Here is a 15,639-nt window from a genome sequence, read left to right on the forward strand (position 1 = left end):
CTTAGCGTTAGAGCATATCGTCAAAAAAAGATTTAACACCATCGAACCAGCCACTGCGTTTTGGCGACTGACGATAGCCTTCTTTTTCCAGCCCGGTCTGAAACTGTTTGAGCAAATCTTTCTGCTCTTTGGACAGGTTCACCGGAGTTTCAATAATGACCCGGCACAACAAGTCACCTGGCTTGCCGCCGCGAACCGGGGTTACCCCTTTTTCACGTAAACGGAATAATTTTCCGGTTTGTGTTTCCTGAGGTATTTTCAGTTTTACCCGACCATCCAGTGTCGGCACTTCCAACTCACCCCCCAAAGCTGCGTCAGCGAAGCTAATCGGTACTTCGGTATATAGATCCTTGCCTTCGCGACGGAAAATAGCATGATCACGCACTGCGACCTGCACATATAGATCACCCGCTGGACCGCCGGCGATGCCTGCTTCACCCTCTCCAGCCAGACGAATGCGATCGCCAGTATCAACACCGGGGGGGATTTTGACCGACAGTGTTTTGCGTTTTTCTTTCCGGCCCTGGCCACGACAATCCGGGCAGGGTTCTTTTATAATTTTGCCCTGACCACGACAAGCTGGGCAGGTTTGCTGAACAGAGAAGAAGCCCTGCTGCATTCGGATTTGCCCTACCCCATTACAGGTGGTGCAGGTTACCGGGCTGGTGCCTTTTTTGGCGCCACCGCCATCGCAGGTTTCACAATTCACCAACGTCGGCACTCTGATTTCAACGCTGGTGCCTTTTACGGCCTCTTCCAAATCCAGTTCCAGGGTATAGCGCAGATCGGAACCCCGATTACTGCGGGCGCCCCCACGACCGCCAGCAGCTCCGGCACCACCGAATATATCGCCAAACACATCACCGAATATATCGCTGAAACTGGCACCACCCGCTGCTGAGTGAAAACCACCGCCACCCATATTGGGGTCGACTCCAGCATGACCGTAACGATCATACGCTTCTTTTTTCTGCGCGTCCGACAGCACTTCGTAGGCTTCGCTGGCCTCTTTAAACTTTGCCTCAGCATCAGCGTCGTCCGGGTTACGGTCAGGGTGATACTTCATCGCCAATTTGCGATACGCTTTTTTCACATCCGGCCCGGTAGCATCTTTGCCTACCCCGAGAATTTCGTAATAATCTTTTTTCGACATGCTTTCAGCCCAATTCTGTTAAACCAATCCTGTTCCAATAGCCGCCTGCGCTTTGCAAGCCATTGACATGACAGCGCGGAGACTAAGCTCCGCGACTATCGAGGTACTGTTTTTAGTTACTGCATCTATGGATGCTACTTTTTGTTTTCATCGACTTCTTCAAACTCAGCATCCACCGCATCATTTGATGAATCGTCGGCACCGGAAGCTTGTGCTCCGGGGCCTGCAGAGGCATCACCACCATCGGCTTCGGCTTGCTGCTCAGCATAAAGACGCTGCGCCAGATTGGCTGAAGCTTCCGTCAATGCTTTGGTTTTCTCGTCAATGTCGTCTTTGTCATCGCCTTTCAATGCTTCTTCCAAAGCAGTGATAGCAGACTCAATCGCCTCTTTTTCGCCTTCCTCTACTTTCTCTTCCGCTTCTTCCAGGGTTTTCTTGGTGGCGTGGATCATGCCATCGGCCTGGTTACGCGCAGCCACTAACTCTTCAAACTTGCGATCCTCTTCCGCATGGGATTCTGCATCACGGACCATTTGCTCGATCTCATCATCATTCAGGCCAGAGGAGGCTTTGATCACGATGGATTGCTCTTTACCCGTCGCCTTATCTTTCGCACTAACATTCAGAATACCGTTAGCATCGATGTCGAAGGTAACTTCGATCTGCGGCATCCCGCGCGGTGCCGGCGGAATATCAGACAAATCAAACCGACCAAGCGATTTATTCTGGGTTGCTTGTTTACGCTCGCCCTGGCACACATGCACGGTTACCGCAGTCTGGTTATCATCGGCTGTTGAGAACACTTGCGACTTCTTAGTAGGAATCGTGGTGTTCTTTTCGATCAGCGGCGTCATTACGCCACCCATGGTTTCAATACCCAGAGTCAGGGGCGTCACGTCTAACAACAAGACGTCTTTTACGTCACCGGCCAATACCGCCGCTTGGATAGAAGCACCAACCGCGACCGCTTCGTCCGGATTAACATCCTTGCGTGGCTCTTTACCGAAGAAATCTTTTACCTTTTGCTGAACCAAAGGCATACGGGTTTGACCGCCCACCAGGATCACTTCGTTGATCTCAGAGGCTTTCATACCCGCGTCTTTCAGTGCAATTGCACAGGGCTTCAATGAATCCTCGACCATCTGCTCAACCAATGACTCCAGCTTGGCGCGGGTCAGTTTGATATTCAAATGCTTGGGTCCGCTCGCATCCGCTGTGATGTAAGGCAGATTAACTTCGGTTTGCTGGCTGGAAGACAGCTCAATCTTCGCTTTCTCAGCCGATTCTTTTAAGCGTTGCAAAGCTAAAGGATCGTTATGTAAATCGATACCGGAATCTTTTTGGAAGGTATCGGCAAGATACTCGATCAGACGTAAATCAAAGTCTTCACCACCCAGGTGAGTGTCACCGTTAGTAGCCAGCACTTCAAACTGGTGCTCACCGTCCACTTCTGCAATTTCGATGATGGAGATATCGAAGGTACCACCACCCAAATCGTACACTGCCACGACCGAGTCGCCGCGTTTTTTATCCATTCCGTAAGCCAGTGCTGCAGCCGTTGGCTCATTAATAATACGTTTTACGTCCAGACCTGCGATACGACCAGCGTCTTTGGTAGCCTGACGCTGACTGTCGTTGAAATAAGCAGGTACAGTGATTACGGCTTCGGTGACGCTCTCGCCCAGATAATCTTCCGCGGTTTTCTTCATCTTTTTCAGAATTTCCGCAGACACCTGAGGGGGCGCCATTTTCTTACCGTGCGCTTCTACCCAGGCGTCACCATTATCCGATTTGATAATTTTGAACGGTGCCCGCTTCAGATCTTTCTGCACTTCATCATCAGTAAATTTACGTCCAATCAGACGTTTTACCGCATATAACGTGTTATGGGGGTTTGTCACCGCCTGACGTTTGGCGGATTGACCCACCAGGATCTCACCATCTTCGTTATAGGCAATGATGGAGGGAGTGGTACGATCACCTTCGCTGTTTTCAATAACTTTGGGCTTATCGCCTTCCATTACTGCTACGCAGGAGTTGGTTGTACCCAGGTCGATGCCAATAATTTTACCCATTTTATGCTCTCCGCTTTTGCGCCGGATTCAGGTTCGGGAACCCGCCGCCGCATACTGTGAATAATGTTAATTGAGTTGTTTAGGGGCTTATCCCTTCACTTGGTTAAGTAAGTGGGGTCAGGCCAATTAAATTCAAGGGCTGAAAAAGTTAACCTGCTGCTTTGCTGACCACGACCATCGCCGGGCGCACCAGGCGGCCTTTCAGAACGTAGCCTTTTTGCATTACAGCCATAACTGAATTGGGCTCCATATCCGGGTTTGGCACCATCGACATGGCCTGATGGTAATCCGGATTGAAGGGCTCACCCACCGGGTTAAGCTGCTCAACACCGTGTTTAGCCAGGGTGTCGACGAACATTTTCAAGGTCAGCTCGATGCCGTCCTTCATACTTTTCACACCGTCGTGCTCAATACTGTCGGCGGCGTCCATAGCCCGCTCCAGACTGTCGATTACCGGCAGCAGATCCGCGGCGAACTTATCCAGCGCAAATTTATGAGCGTTTTCGACATCCCGCTCCGCGCGGCGACGCACATTTTGCATTTCCGCCTGAGCCCGCAGCACAGACTCCCCTTGCTCGGCCAGTTTGGCCTGCAGTACGCCCACTTCTGTTGCCAATGTCTCTATCGTGACCTCGGTGGTCTCAGTATCCGCAGCTTCATTTTCCACTTCCGCTGATTGCTCAGCAGCGTCTGCCTGCACGTCCTGAGATTCTTCCTGCTCCGGTGTTGGGCGCGCAGCTTCTTCATTCGACATGAAATAATCTCCATAAAATCAACATGTTGCTTACCGCCACAAGATTCGTGGCAAGATAACTGAAAAAGTTTGGGGTCTATATGGGGATTATTTTCCAGGCTTCAAGGCTGAACTTAGCATTTTTGCTGTGAGATCGACCATAGGGATAACTTGCTGATAGGGCATACGGGTGGGACCAATGACAGCGAGCACGCCCAATACTTCATCTTCGGTGCCATAGGTAGAGGATACCAGGCTGCACTCATCAAATAATTTAAAGCCGGATTCCTGCCCGATGAAAATCTGGATGCCATCGCTGTTAACACAGTTGTTCATAAGCCCCAAGAGATCCCGCTTCCGCTGAAAGGCGTCAAACAGCTCTTTCAGCTTTTCCATCCCCTGATGATCGGCCATTGCCAACAGGTTGGACTGCCCCGACACCACACAATCACTTTGCTCAGAACTCTGAAAGCTTTGCGAAGCCACCTCAATAACGGTTTGCATCAGCGAATCCATTCGGGTTTTATCGCTTTTCATATCGCTGAGCAACTTACTGCGGATCGATTCCAGGTCACTGCCGAGGAAATTGTGATTCAGGTAATTCGCCGCCTGAACCAATTCACTTTCACTGTAGCAACGGTCGGTGGTGATGATGCGATTCTGCACTTCACGATCGTTCAGCACCAAAATCACCAACACCCGATTACCTTCGAGCGGTAAAAATTCGACCTGACGCAGGCTGGAACGGTTTTTCTTCGGCACCATCACCACACCGGCCATCGAAGTCAGGTCCGACAGTACCTCAGACGCTTCTTCCACCAACTCAAGTGGCGTCTTATCCGGTAATAAGCGCTTGCGCACCTGATCCACATTAATCGCCGCCGGTGAAGCAATGGTAAGCATCGTATCCACAAACAGCCGATAACCCAACGCAGTGGGAATGCGCCCGGCAGACGTATGCGGAGACTGGATAAGGCCGCGACATTCGAGCTGGGCCATGACATTTCGGATGGTGGCAGGGCTCGCACTAACTGACATTGAATCCGCGATAGCCCTTGAACCAACCGGCTCACCATCCCGGATATAACGCTCCACCAACGCTTTCAGGACTTGCTCTGCTCTGTCTATTTTGGGGGGCATGCTTTCTTGGCGCCTGTCATATCATTGAAAAACTGTCTATTTTTGATTCTAGCGCGGGTTTCCCGATGGCGACAAGGGCACAATTTCACTAATATGGAATCCTCTTCCACCCAATCACCCGAATCCTCATTGCGCCCATGCTGACACACATCAATATTTCTAATTTCGCTATCGTTGAGCAACTGGACCTGGACATTCCCAACAAACTCACTGTCATCACTGGCGAAACCGGGGCCGGTAAATCCATCATGATCGATGCGCTGGGGCTGGCTTTGGGTGACAGAGCCGACTCGGGATCAGTACGCCACGGGGCCGACAAAGCAGAAATACTGGCCAGTTTCGACATCAGTAACATCCCCGAAGCACAGCACTGGCTACAGCAACGGGACCTGGAAGCGGAACACGAATGCATCCTGCGGCGGGTCGTTTCCGGCGACGGCCGCAGCCGCGCTTACATCAATGGCACCCCGTCCCCCATTCAGGCGTTAAAACAGCTTGGCGAGATCCTGGTCAGCATTCACGGACAGCATGAACACCAGGCTCTGCTAAAGAAAGAGACCCACCGCCAACTGCTGGACGCGTTTTCGGGACTAGCCGGGCAGGCGGACATAGTTGCGGAGCGCTACCAGCATTGGCAGGACCAGCTAAAGGCTTTCCAGCATTTTCGTGACCATGCCAAGGAAATGCAGGACCGGGTGGATCTGCTGCGCTTCCAGATTAATGAATTACAAGAGCTTAAGCCTGAAGACGGAGAGTTGGCGCAGCTGGAAGTCGAGCATAAGCGGATGTCCAACGTGGATTCACTGCTGGGACGTGGACAACAAGTGGTGAGCGGATTGACAGAGGGAGAACCGGCACTGACCGACCAGGTACAGAGCATAAACCACATTCTTGACGACATGGTGGGTGATGATGAGTCATTACGCGAAATCCACGACATGCTGGACAGCGCCCGTATCCAGATGGAGGAAGCCTCGTCCAGCCTGCAGCATTATTTAGGGCGCCTTGAAATCGATCCTCAACGCTATCAAATGCTGGATTCGCGCATCTCCGGATATTTCCACTTAGGGCGCAAACATCGCATCGACCCCCATCAGCTAGCCCATCTGTGGCAGACCTTGGAAGAGGAACTGAACGCCATTGACGGCGGCGAAGAGAAACTGCAAAAACTGGAGCAAGCAGCCGAAAGCGCTAAAGACAGCTACCTGGACGCGGCCAAGACCCTTTCCAAAGGGCGTAATAAACACGCCAACAAGCTGGACAAGATGATCACCGAGAAAATTCAGCCGCTGGGCATGCCGGGAGCTGAATTCAAGGTGCAGTTACAAACCAATCCAGCTAATCAGTACAGCATCCATGGCCTGGAGCAAGTGGAGTTCGTTGTCAGCACCAACCCGGGGCAACCCATTAAAGCCCTTAACAAAGTGGCTTCCGGCGGCGAGCTATCGAGAATCAGCCTGGCCATTCAAGTGGCTTGCGCGGCAACGACGAACGTGTCCACTTTGGTGTTTGATGAGGTGGACGTGGGTATCGGGGGCGCAGTTGCCCAGATTGTCGGTAAACTACTGCAGGAGCTCGGTACTAACAACCAAGTGCTTTGCGTTACTCACTTGCCCCAGGTCGCCGCCCAGGGGCACACACACCTGCATGTGAACAAGCAGACGAGCAAAAAACAGACTCATACTGACATCGCCAAACTGTCGCAAGATGAAAAAGTAGCAGAGATAGCACGCATGCTGGGGGGATTGAAAATTACCAATCAGACCCTGGCGCATGCCAGGGAGCTGATTGAGGATAGCCAAGGCTGAAAAGCGTTAGGACTTCGGTTTTACATAAAGCACCAAGTTATGATCAATCAGCTCGAAGCCATGGCGTTCAGCAATGGCGTGCTGCAATTTTTCGATATCTTCGTCAACGAACTCGATCACCTGCCCAGACACCATACAAACCATATGGTCATGATGATCACCTTTGGACAGTTCAAAGACAGCATGTCCGCCATCAAAGTTAAGCCGGCTTACCAGGCCTGCACTTTCAAACTGGGTGAGCACCCGGTATACCGTGGCCAATCCGACATCTTCGCCAGCATCCAGCAACGCTTTATAGACGTCTTCAGCGCTTAAGTGATGGGTTTCCGCCGATTCTAGTATCTGCAGTATTTTTACCCGCGGCAGGGTAACTTTGAGGCCGACTTTACGGAGTTCTTGATTTTCATTTGTCATGGGAATCTTTCTGTCCTGACTTTCTGTTCGGGAAGGGATCTTTCTGCGCATTCTGGTTTCTAATTAAACCAGCTTACCTGTATGATAATCGCTTTTTGCGAAGATAGTGGAAAACCATACCAGATGCAAAACTTGTTGCGACAAATACGCCTTCCGGCGTTGATATTGATATTGGCCACCACCACCCTGCCCGGCTGTAGTTCATTGCGTTTTCCGGGGGTTTACCGTATCGATATTGGTCAGGGCAACCTGATTACCAAGGAAATGATCGAAAAATTAAAGCTCGGCATGAGCCCTCGCCAAGTTGAATACGTCATGGGATCACCGATGATTGCCGACACTTTCCATCCTGATCGCTGGGATTATATGTATAGCCTGGAAACCGGCACCGGCATTTTGGTTAAAAATCAGATCACGCTGTATTTCGACAGTGAGCGCTTAGCAAAAATTGACGACAGTCTGTATAAAGACCCTGACAAACTACGAAACGACCTGCTGGAGCAGATGGGTCTGCCGATCCCTCCTGGCGACGACAAGGCTGAGTCCGCCCCCGCGGAACCGGCCAGCGAAGAGCCTCCGGTTATAGAAAGCTAGTCGGAAGCCTTTTCCTTTGCTGCTTTCTCGGCGGCACGTTTTTTACGGACTTCTTTCGGGTCGGCGATCAGCCCACGGTAAATCTCGACCCTTTCCCCCGCCTCCAGCACCCGCTCCTTGGGCTTACGCTCGGCTTTGCCGAACACGCCCATGGGCGCTGACTCGATATCCAACCCCTCAAACTTCGCAGCAATACCGGACTGCACTACTGCATCGTACATTGAGGTGCCTTTTTTTATCATTACCGGCACAATCATCTGCTTTTCAGGCAAAGCATACGCTACTTCCACTTTAATCATTTGTTCGCTCATATTACTCAAATAATTTATTGATCATGACCACGGCCACCCCGACCGGCGACAGCACCCGCACAAATAAATACCACACCCGGTAAATAGTCGGGTGGCTGATATCAACTTCATTGCGCACCACCGCCCGATCCATCACCCAGCCGACAAAGAGGCACAGGGTCAGCCCGCCCAAGGGCAGCATGATATTGGTGGTCAGCTTATCGAAGAAATCAAACAGGCTGTTACCGAATATCGTGAAGTCGCTCCAGATGTTGAGGGAGAGCGCACAGCCAATCCCCAGCGTCCAGGCTATCAGTCCCACGAAAATGGCGGCTTTCACACGGCCGACTCCGGTGCTTTCAACTGCCCAGGCAACCGCCGGCTCGGCCAGAGAAATCGCCGAACTCCAGGCGGCAGCCACCACCAAAACAAAAAACATTGTTCCTAGATACACGCCAGCCGGCATCTTACTGAATGCGATCGGCAGGGTTTTGAACATTAGCGAAGGGCCTGCACCGGGCTCCAGCCCGTTATTAAACACAATAGTAAAAATCACTATACCCGCCACTATCGCTACCAGGGTATCCAGCAAACCGATGGTGACTACCGTCGTCGCAAGATTCTGCTGCCGTGACATGTAAGCGCCATAGGCCATGATGGCGCCCATGCCCAGGCTCAGAGTAAAGAACGAGTGCCCCAACGCGCTAAGAATCGCCTCTTGGGTCAACTTACTGAAATCGACTTTAAACATAAAATCGAGACTGGCCCCAAACGCATCCTGAGTTGCGGAGTAGCCCAGCAGAACCAACAACATAATGAACAACAGCGGCATCAACCATTGCACGGCCATCTCCAGCCCCCTATGGATGCCATTCGCCACCACAACAATGGTCATCACCATAAAAACAGAGTGCCAGCCGAGTAAACGCCACGGATCGCCAAGCAGATCACCGAATACTGCGCCCACTGCGTCCGCCGACTGGCCACTAAAGGAATCGGATGCCATGAGATAAACATAGGACACGGCCCAGCCTGCCACGACGCTATAAAAGGACAGAATTAACATGCCGGCTAAGGCGCCAAGCCAACCGATGCCGCCCCAGAAAGGGGTTGCCCCGGCTTCGTCTGCCAGCTTGTGCATGCTATTGATCGGGCTGGCCCGTCCGCGGCGCCCCAGCAGAATTTCCGCCAGCATCACCGGAATACCGATTGAGAAGATAAATACCAGATAGATTAAAACGAAGGCACCGCCGCCGTTTTCTCCCGCCATGTAAGGAAATTTCCAGATATTCCCCAACCCCACCGCTGAGCCGGTCGCGGCCAGCACAAAGGTCCAGCGCTTCGTCCACACCCCATGAATCGACTGCTGCTCTGACATTGGCAATCCCTTATCTCAGATTTCTTTTTAGTTTAAACAACTTGACCATAAGGCCAGCGCCCACCCAACTATGACATTTTCCTTACGTTTATCCTGGCTGTCAAAGTAACAAAATCCTTTCCAGTGCTAATGATTTGGGTTTCGCTGGCAAAACCCCCTATAATTGGGCCCCATTTTCCAATGACCAACCAAAGCAGACCCCAACGTTATGTCGAATAAGAAAGCCGGTGGCAACACCATCGCACTTAACAGAAAAGCCAAACATGAGTTCTTCCTGGAAGATCGCTATGAGGCGGGCTTGGTGCTGCAAGGCTGGGAAGTGAAAAGTCTGCGTGAAAACAAAATCAATTTCATGGACAGCTATGTAATGATGAAGAATGGCGAAGCCTTTTTGTACGGTTGCCATATTTCACCCCTTGCGACGGTTTCCACTCATTACGTACCGGACCCCACCCGCACCCGCAAACTGCTACTGCATCAGAATGAACTGGGGCGCATATTCGGCTCCATTACCAAAAAAGTGCTGACCTGTGTACCCACTGCCCTGTATTGGAAGAACGGGAGAGTGAAATGTGAGATTGCTCTGGCCAGAGGTAAACAGCTGCATGACAAGCGAGCGACAGAGAAAGATCGCGACTGGAGCCGGGAAAAGCACCGCATACTGAAAAACTGAATATTCCGCACTTATCCAAACCTTCCCAGGTTAAACAGAACTTCAGCGCCGAAAAAAAGTCCAACCAACATGGCGGTCGTGTTACACTCCGCCTTCTGGGGGCGACATTGGCTTCGACGTCGGTTACAAAACCTCTGGTGCATGTCGTGTGGGTAGCAACACACGTACTCCAAATGCTGCACAATATAGTCGCAAACGACGACAACTACGCTCTAGCAGCTTAATGCTAGACCGCCACAAGGGCTTGCTTGTGGGAACGAAGTGGCGGTAATTAAACACAAGATCGTGGTGAGGCCTGCCTGGTGCCGAACCCCTAAAACTTCACAGGCTGGTTTGTTACATCCTGTCTGGTCGGGCCGTAACAGACGAGATCAATAGACTCAGACTAAGCATGTAGATCCTTTGGCAGCGGACTGGCGGACGCGGGTTCGATCCCCGCCGCCTCCACCATCTTGTAAATAGCCCTAATGAGCCCTCACCAGCCATTAGGGCTTTTTATTAACCCGCAACTTTACTATCGGGTAGTTAGGGATGATGCGGATATTTGCGTACTAGCCCACCTTCAAACGGCTTCAAAAGTACTCCTTCTCAAGCAACTGGCCTCATACTCCAGCACATCCTCTCGCCGGTAGCTGACTTGGCCGCCTAATTTCACATAAATTGGGCCAATACCCTCAGATCGCCATTGCTCCAGTGTCGCCTCGCTTACCTGCCAACGATTACAAAGCTCTCTTTGCGTCATAAGTGCTTGATATTCATCCATATAGATTCTCCGGTAGAATTTAGTTGATACAGTCCCATTTTGGGACTATTGTTAACTCTATGAGAATCATTGCCCTATCGACACTGAAAATTTTCTGGGAAGAGCACCCAGAATACATGGATGCGAAAGAGCCAACTCTCGCTTGGTATCGGCATGCCTTAGCGGCTGACTGGAGCGCACCAGCGGATGTAAAGCAGGACTTCAGAAATGCCAGCATCCTCAAAGATGAACGTGCAGTTTTCAATATTGCGGGCAACAAGTACCTACTAGTCGCGTGGATCAACTACGCATGAAGAAAATCAGCATTTAAAAGATCGCGTTGCCTGGTTCGAGCGTCAGCTGTTTGGCCGTAAATCGGAGAAGCGCATTATCGATGCGCCAGTTGGCTAATGATAAGCAGTTACACGGTTATTTTTACAGTCTCCAATCGTGGCATTTTCAAAATCTATTTAATTCGAAAATCCTCATGTAAATTGCCCCAGTGGTCCTTCAATTTTTTCTTGTGCGCCTCATTCATTGGGAGATCTTTAATTGCTTCTCGCCAAAGATTTCGAGCCTTGTCCAAAACGTCATCCAAGTGAGGTTTAATTACTCTCCATGGAATTTCGGCACGATCAGTCCATGACTGAAAATTTGCCATTGAGACGTCGTACCAATCTTTAGTCTTTCCTAAATTGAGCGCGTAATTCCTTTCGCCATCAATATATGCGCTCGTGGTAACGATATCGTATGCTGGCGAAAGCCTAGGTGTGATTTTATCTGAATAAATCAAACTCCAATTTTTTAGATGTGCATCACCGTTAGCAAGAAGAATGTTAACTAGCAATCGCCTGGCGAATTGTTGTGCATCGGCCAAGCCGTCACCAGAGTAACCGTAGATGATTCTGCCGATTTGCTCGTAGTTTGCTGAGTTGTATTTTTCATGGGCATACTTCACCAGTACCTGGGCAAAGTCTTCCATATGGATGCGTACATCATCATCGCGATCAAAACGTTTGATTGCGAAGGCTAGCTTCTCGTCGGGCAGATTTATCTGAGGAAGATTGTCGAGCTTGTTCAGCTCGACCAGCTTAATTTCTGGAATGTCGACCCCAACTAATTCCGCAAGTTTCATTGCGGTGTATTCGTTCACAGGCACATCTTTATGTTTGGTCGAAGGGGTTTTTACTATCCAATCCCCCAAGACGTCGCCTTTGGAAAGATTGTAGCGTCCATCCTTTTCCTTCATGGAAAATTTCATCTGAACGCCGGCCAACGAAAATTTATTTTCCGGTGATACTTTGTCAAACTTTATCGCGCGAGCTTTGCCGTGAGTATTGAGAACACTAACTGGAACATCGTCGGGTTCCATCGGCTCAGCGACCAAAGCGCCAGGAAGGTCAGCACCTAAATATGAGAGAATATGGAACTCATTGTCGATATGGACTTTTAGTCCTTGCGCAATCAACTCCCGCAAAGATCCCTCCGGAAGTAAATTGGACAACGTTGGATGCAACCTTTGGTTTCTTGCCCACGGTTCCGACATTATTTTTTCAGCATGAGGAAACGCCGGGTGGGTAATCAAACTGAATGTAGGGCGACCTACATCACTCTTGAATTGCTCGGCAAAGCTCAGCACATTTCTACCGCCTTGAAAGCCAGCCAAATAGCCAACCAGCCTTTCGTGCAAGCTCAACTTGAGTACGTTTATTTCATCGACTTGGGCTTCGCTCATGATTCATCCCCCAGTAAATCCTGCCATGGATCATCTGAAAGACTTTTCTTTGCATCTTCCTTTGCGTTTTTTTTCGCCTGGGACACATGCGCTTTGCCTGGCTCGGAGCTCTCCTGTTCAAGCAGCGCCATCACAGCGCCAAGCTTTTCCTTTGGTATGAGCATAAGTTCGCTATTCAAGCCCTTCGCGATCAACTCCAAGGTGTCTAACCTAGGGTTTCCTTTGGACTCCAGGCGCTGATATTGCTGACGAGATACGCCTACACGCAACATCATGTCGTTCTGCTTGAGGCCAAGTGTCAGTCGCCGCTGCTTTATTTGGTGGAGTATCGAATTCATCATAGTAAACACATATGTTGCTTTTACAGTCAATAGCAACATATTAGTTGCTTAGAACTCTAAAGGCAACTTATTCGTTGCTTTTATGCAAATCACTACGCCAGATGTAGAAAAAGCAACACAAATGTTGCTTTGCTGGTTGTTTAGCTCTCTCTGCCGGTCTGCCATTGCGCCAACGATTCTTAGCTGCGGTGCGACCCTAAACGGAAGACACCGAACGGATCTGCTGCTTGGCTATGGGGCTGCTGGTAGACTGCCGGAGGCAACTTTCCTCAAAGGCTTCAATGTCGATCTGACGATACATCACTCGGCCGCGCTGCTTCAGGAATTGCGGGCCAATGCCTTCAGATCGCCAGCGCTCCAGTGTCGCCTCGCTTATCTGCCAACGATTACAAAGCTCTCTTTGCGTCATAAGTGCTTGATATTCATTCATATAGATTCTCCGGTAGAATTTGGTTGATACAGTCCCATTTTGGGACTATTGTTAACTCTATGAGAATCATTGCCCTATCGACACTGAAAATTTTCTGGGAAGAGCACCCAGAATACATGGATGCGAAAGAGCCAACTCTCGCTTGGTATCGACATGCCTTAGCGGCTGACTGGAGCGCACCAGCGGATGTAAAGCAGGACTTCAGAAATGCCAGCATGCTCAAAGATGGGCGTGCAGTTTTCAATATTGCGGGCAACAAGTACCGACTAGTCGTGTGGATCAACTACGCATATCGCGTGGTGTACATCCGGTTCATCGGCTCCCATGCGCAATACGACAAAATGGATGTACAAACCATTTAATTGCCTGAGGAAAAATTATGGACATCAAACCGATCAAAACTGATGCCGACTACCGAGCGGCATTAAAAGAAATTGAAAGCCTGATGATGGCTGGCCCTGACACACCTGAAGGTGAAAAGCTGGATGTCATGGTCACGCTTATCGAAGCTTATGAGGCTAAGCATTTCCCTATGGAACTGCCTGATCCTGTTGAAGCCATCAAATTCGAGATGGAGCGCAAAGGATTAACCGTAAAAGACCTTGAGCCAATGATTGGTAAAAGCAACCGAGTCTATGAGATTCTCAACTACAAACGATCGCTCACGCTAAAAATGATCTGGAAGCTGCATAAAGGTTTGGGTATTCCGGCAGAATCCTTAATCAAACCACCTCAAGCGCATGCTTAAGAGTGATAGATTTGAAAGCACAACCGAGATTGACGCTCGGCTCGCACAGCTTGAGCAGGAGAAAAAGCAGCTTCTAGCTCTCAGAGAGCAACTCCAGCAACCTTCACCGAATACATCAGACTCGCCCCTATATTCGCCAGACCAAAAGATTGCCCTCTTCAGAGGGCTGTTTCGAGGCCGAACCGATATTTTTGCATACCGCTGGCAAAACAAACAAGGTCGCAGTGGTTACTCTGTTGCCTGCAACAACGAGTGGGTACAGGGGATCTGTCATAAGCCTCGCATCAAATGTCAGGATTGCAATCACCGTCAGTTCACAGAGTTAAATGACCAGATCATTTATCGCCGCTAAGCTGGGCAACAAGTCGTTGGCCTTTATCCTTTGATGCACGATAACACCTGCTATTTTCTCGCCGCCGATTTTGATAAAGGCCAATGGCAACATCTAGCGAATATGGAGTCTATTTCACACAGCAGACTGACAAAGCTACTGACACAAATTTCACCAAACTCTACGTTATTTAAAGAACAAGAGGTTATAGAGAATCGCCCACCGTGGGAGATGACCGCCAAGGCAAAACCGCTCTTATTGGAAAGCCCACCGAAAAAGGTATCCGTCACTCTCGCAAACCATGTTTATTTTGATTTAAGCGCATTACCGAGCGAATTAGTAGCAAGGTTAAGGCGAATCGCGAGCTTTTCAAACACTGTATTCTTTAAACCACAGGCTCTCCGGTTTTCAACTCATGGTATTCCGAGATTTATTTCCTGTGCTCGAATAGACTTGGCGATACCTCGCGGTTGCTTAGACGAAGCGCTAGAGTTGTTAACCGAGAATAAGATCGAAGTTCAATTAGACGATCAGCGTGAACGTGACACTAAACTGAAAGCCACCAAGTCACTCGTCAAGCTCAGAAACAATCAATGCCATGCTACTCGATAGAGATATCGATTCAGTCGTTTTAAAAGGCGCAATGCGCGCGTCTGAGCTGATTTGCCAAGACTAGATACGCTGTTCTTAGCCATGCCCATTGCATGGAAAGGTTCACTGGCTCGGTATGCCGGGCGTATTCACCGAGAGTCGGATGGCAAAGACCGTGTCACCATTTACGATTATGTCGATTGCTCGCTCCCTATGTGGCAACGAATGTTCAACAAACGGGAGAAAAGCTATGAGGCAATGGGATATCAAATTTCGTTCAATGGTGAAGCGCCCGAACAAGGCCAATTGTCAACCGAGTTTCTGCTAGCTTCTGACAAACAGGGTTCCGAAGCTCTTGCGTAAGCATAAACCCTCATTAGCTTACTAAAGCAATTGAGGGACTAATTCAGCTCCTATTGTGGGAACCAAACCGGCGTCCCACTCCCCCCACCAATTGAAAAAG

The 15,639-nt window shown here is 49.9% G+C and carries 18 protein-coding genes, 1 other RNA gene and 2 pseudogenes; 10 read left to right on the forward strand and 11 right to left on the reverse strand.

Translation table 11 applies throughout. The features are described from left to right. Positions 1 to 7 precede the first annotated feature (7 nt). The 4 genes from dnaJ to hrcA all read right to left on the reverse strand — a co-directional run bounded on the left by dnaJ (position 8) and on the right by hrcA (position 5,101). The gene (dnaJ, locus tag FT643_RS12770) at positions 8 to 1,153 is read right to left on the reverse strand and encodes a molecular chaperone DnaJ (protein ID WP_156871793.1); all 1,146 of its coding nucleotides are present in this window, start codon (positions 1,151 to 1,153) and stop codon (positions 8 to 10) included. A 134-nt stretch (positions 1,154 to 1,287) separates the two neighbouring features. Then, positions 1,288 to 3,228: a molecular chaperone DnaK gene (gene dnaK, locus FT643_RS12775; RefSeq protein ID WP_156871794.1), complete on the reverse strand. Its 1,941-nt coding sequence runs from the start codon at positions 3,226 to 3,228 to the stop codon at positions 1,288 to 1,290. A gap of 148 nt (positions 3,229 to 3,376) precedes the next feature. Beyond that, positions 3,377 to 3,982, reverse strand: coding sequence for a nucleotide exchange factor GrpE (grpE, locus tag FT643_RS12780; protein ID WP_156871795.1), 606 nt, complete (start codon positions 3,980 to 3,982; stop codon positions 3,377 to 3,379). A gap of 87 nt (positions 3,983 to 4,069) precedes the next feature. Then, the gene (gene hrcA, locus FT643_RS12785) at positions 4,070 to 5,101 is read right to left on the reverse strand and encodes a heat-inducible transcriptional repressor HrcA (protein ID WP_156871796.1); all 1,032 of its coding nucleotides are present in this window, start codon (positions 5,099 to 5,101) and stop codon (positions 4,070 to 4,072) included. Between the two features lie 137 nt (positions 5,102 to 5,238). Here hrcA and recN point away from each other — a divergent pair, with 137 nt between their 5' ends. Then, a complete protein-coding gene (gene recN, locus FT643_RS12790) occupies positions 5,239 to 6,909 on the forward strand; it encodes a DNA repair protein RecN (RefSeq protein WP_156871797.1) in 1,671 nt (556 codons plus the stop codon). 6 nt (positions 6,910 to 6,915) lie between these two features. Here recN and fur read toward each other — a convergent pair whose 3' ends face one another. After that, a complete protein-coding gene (fur, locus tag FT643_RS12795) occupies positions 6,916 to 7,323 on the reverse strand; it encodes a ferric iron uptake transcriptional regulator (RefSeq protein WP_156871798.1) in 408 nt (135 codons plus the stop codon). A 123-nt stretch (positions 7,324 to 7,446) separates the two neighbouring features. Here fur and FT643_RS12800 point away from each other — a divergent pair, with 123 nt between their 5' ends. Beyond that, positions 7,447 to 7,917 carry an outer membrane protein assembly factor BamE gene (locus FT643_RS12800; protein WP_156871799.1) on the forward strand — a complete coding sequence of 157 codons (471 nt, stop codon included), beginning with the start codon at positions 7,447 to 7,449 and terminating at the stop codon, positions 7,915 to 7,917. Here FT643_RS12800 and FT643_RS12805 read toward each other — a convergent pair. Both FT643_RS12805 and FT643_RS12810 read right to left on the reverse strand, forming a co-directional pair. Further along, positions 7,914 to 8,228 carry an RnfH family protein gene (locus FT643_RS12805; protein ID WP_156871800.1) on the reverse strand — a complete coding sequence of 105 codons (315 nt, stop codon included), beginning with the start codon at positions 8,226 to 8,228 and terminating at the stop codon, positions 7,914 to 7,916. The genes FT643_RS12800 and FT643_RS12805 overlap by 4 nt on opposite strands. A 1-nt stretch (position 8,229) precedes the next feature. Next, positions 8,230 to 9,585, reverse strand: coding sequence for a sodium-dependent transporter (locus FT643_RS12810; protein ID WP_156871801.1), 1,356 nt, complete (start codon positions 9,583 to 9,585; stop codon positions 8,230 to 8,232). Between the two features lie 208 nt (positions 9,586 to 9,793). Between FT643_RS12810 and smpB the strand changes: the two genes are divergently transcribed. Beyond that, positions 9,794 to 10,258, forward strand: coding sequence for an SsrA-binding protein SmpB (gene smpB / locus FT643_RS12815; RefSeq protein WP_156871802.1), 465 nt, complete (start codon positions 9,794 to 9,796; stop codon positions 10,256 to 10,258). Positions 10,259 to 10,355: 97 nt separating this feature from the next. Continuing rightward, positions 10,356 to 10,708: a transfer-messenger RNA gene (gene ssrA / locus FT643_RS12820) on the forward strand. Positions 10,709 to 10,820: 112 nt separating this feature from the next. On the opposite strand, the gene FT643_RS12825 is transcribed toward ssrA, so the two are convergent. Beyond that, positions 10,821 to 11,021 carry a helix-turn-helix transcriptional regulator gene (locus FT643_RS12825; protein ID WP_156871803.1) on the reverse strand — a complete coding sequence of 67 codons (201 nt, stop codon included), beginning with the start codon at positions 11,019 to 11,021 and terminating at the stop codon, positions 10,821 to 10,823. A 59-nt stretch (positions 11,022 to 11,080) separates the two neighbouring features. On the opposite strand from FT643_RS12825, the gene FT643_RS12830 reads away from it, so the two are divergent. Next, positions 11,081 to 11,314: a type II toxin-antitoxin system HigB family toxin gene (locus tag FT643_RS12830; protein WP_156871804.1), complete on the forward strand. Its 234-nt coding sequence runs from the start codon at positions 11,081 to 11,083 to the stop codon at positions 11,312 to 11,314. A gap of 13 nt (positions 11,315 to 11,327) precedes the next feature. After that, positions 11,328 to 11,411 (forward strand): annotated as a pseudogene (locus FT643_RS24050) (IS66 family transposase); the annotation flags it as partial. 55 nt (positions 11,412 to 11,466) lie between these two features. Here FT643_RS24050 and FT643_RS12840 read toward each other — a convergent pair. From FT643_RS12840 to FT643_RS12850, 3 genes are all read right to left on the reverse strand, one after another. Then, positions 11,467 to 12,735 (reverse strand): type II toxin-antitoxin system HipA family toxin, encoded by a 1,269-nt coding sequence (locus FT643_RS12840; protein WP_156871805.1) that lies wholly within the window; start codon positions 12,733 to 12,735, stop codon positions 11,467 to 11,469. Next, on the reverse strand, positions 12,732 to 13,115 hold the full coding sequence (locus tag FT643_RS12845) for a helix-turn-helix transcriptional regulator (RefSeq protein ID WP_198043514.1): 384 nt from the start codon (positions 13,113 to 13,115) through the stop codon (positions 12,732 to 12,734). Before FT643_RS12845 ends, FT643_RS12840 begins: the two co-directional genes overlap by 4 nt. Before the next feature lie 157 nt (positions 13,116 to 13,272). After that, on the reverse strand, positions 13,273 to 13,506 hold the full coding sequence (locus tag FT643_RS12850; protein WP_156871806.1) for a helix-turn-helix transcriptional regulator: 234 nt from the start codon (positions 13,504 to 13,506) through the stop codon (positions 13,273 to 13,275). 59 nt (positions 13,507 to 13,565) lie between these two features. Between FT643_RS12850 and FT643_RS12855 the strand changes: the two genes are divergently transcribed. The 4 genes and pseudogenes from FT643_RS12855 to FT643_RS23455 all read left to right on the forward strand — a co-directional run bounded on the left by FT643_RS12855 (position 13,566) and on the right by FT643_RS23455 (position 15,539). Then, positions 13,566 to 13,868 (forward strand): type II toxin-antitoxin system HigB family toxin, encoded by a 303-nt coding sequence (locus FT643_RS12855; RefSeq protein ID WP_156871807.1) that lies wholly within the window; start codon positions 13,566 to 13,568, stop codon positions 13,866 to 13,868. 17 nt (positions 13,869 to 13,885) lie between these two features. Next, positions 13,886 to 14,254, forward strand: a complete 369-nt coding sequence (locus FT643_RS12860; protein ID WP_156871808.1) for a helix-turn-helix domain-containing protein — start codon at positions 13,886 to 13,888, stop codon at positions 14,252 to 14,254. Further along, a pseudogene (locus FT643_RS24055) lies at positions 14,247 to 15,197 on the forward strand (TOTE conflict system archaeo-eukaryotic primase domain-containing protein). Before FT643_RS12860 ends, FT643_RS24055 begins: the two are co-directional and overlap by 8 nt. Before the next feature lie 81 nt (positions 15,198 to 15,278). Continuing rightward, positions 15,279 to 15,539 (forward strand): hypothetical protein, encoded by a 261-nt coding sequence (locus FT643_RS23455; RefSeq protein WP_232340180.1) that lies wholly within the window; start codon positions 15,279 to 15,281, stop codon positions 15,537 to 15,539. Positions 15,540 to 15,639: the final 100 nt, after the last annotated feature.

This window comes from Ketobacter sp. MCCC 1A13808, from assembly GCF_009746715.1.
In the GTDB taxonomy this organism is placed as follows: domain Bacteria; phylum Pseudomonadota; class Gammaproteobacteria; order Pseudomonadales; family Ketobacteraceae; genus Ketobacter.

Coding starts and splice junctions, on each gene's coding strand:
- dnaJ (WP_156871793.1), bottom strand. CDS start 1,153: ATGTCGAAAAAAGATTATTACGAAATTCTCGGGGTAGGCAAAGATGCT.
- dnaK (WP_156871794.1), bottom strand. CDS start 3,228: ATGGGTAAAATTATTGGCATCGACCTGGGTACAACCAACTCCTGCGTA.
- grpE (WP_156871795.1), bottom strand. CDS start 3,982: ATGTCGAATGAAGAAGCTGCGCGCCCAACACCGGAGCAGGAAGAATCT.
- hrcA (WP_156871796.1), bottom strand. CDS start 5,101: ATGCCCCCCAAAATAGACAGAGCAGAGCAAGTCCTGAAAGCGTTGGTG.
- recN (WP_156871797.1), top strand. CDS start 5,239: ATGCTGACACACATCAATATTTCTAATTTCGCTATCGTTGAGCAACTG.
- fur (WP_156871798.1), bottom strand. CDS start 7,323: ATGACAAATGAAAATCAAGAACTCCGTAAAGTCGGCCTCAAAGTTACC.
- FT643_RS12800 (WP_156871799.1), top strand. CDS start 7,447: ATGCAAAACTTGTTGCGACAAATACGCCTTCCGGCGTTGATATTGATA.
- FT643_RS12805 (WP_156871800.1), bottom strand. CDS start 8,228: ATGAGCGAACAAATGATTAAAGTGGAAGTAGCGTATGCTTTGCCTGAA.
- FT643_RS12810 (WP_156871801.1), bottom strand. CDS start 9,585: ATGTCAGAGCAGCAGTCGATTCATGGGGTGTGGACGAAGCGCTGGACC.
- smpB (WP_156871802.1), top strand. CDS start 9,794: ATGTCGAATAAGAAAGCCGGTGGCAACACCATCGCACTTAACAGAAAA.
- FT643_RS12825 (WP_156871803.1), bottom strand. CDS start 11,021: ATGGATGAATATCAAGCACTTATGACGCAAAGAGAGCTTTGTAATCGT.
- FT643_RS12830 (WP_156871804.1), top strand. CDS start 11,081: ATGAGAATCATTGCCCTATCGACACTGAAAATTTTCTGGGAAGAGCAC.
- FT643_RS12840 (WP_156871805.1), bottom strand. CDS start 12,735: ATGAGCGAAGCCCAAGTCGATGAAATAAACGTACTCAAGTTGAGCTTG.
- FT643_RS12845 (WP_198043514.1), bottom strand. CDS start 13,115: ATGTTGCTATTGACTGTAAAAGCAACATATGTGTTTACTATGATGAAT.
- FT643_RS12850 (WP_156871806.1), bottom strand. CDS start 13,506: ATGAATGAATATCAAGCACTTATGACGCAAAGAGAGCTTTGTAATCGT.
- FT643_RS12855 (WP_156871807.1), top strand. CDS start 13,566: ATGAGAATCATTGCCCTATCGACACTGAAAATTTTCTGGGAAGAGCAC.
- FT643_RS12860 (WP_156871808.1), top strand. CDS start 13,886: ATGGACATCAAACCGATCAAAACTGATGCCGACTACCGAGCGGCATTA.
- FT643_RS23455 (WP_232340180.1), top strand. CDS start 15,279: ATGCCCATTGCATGGAAAGGTTCACTGGCTCGGTATGCCGGGCGTATT.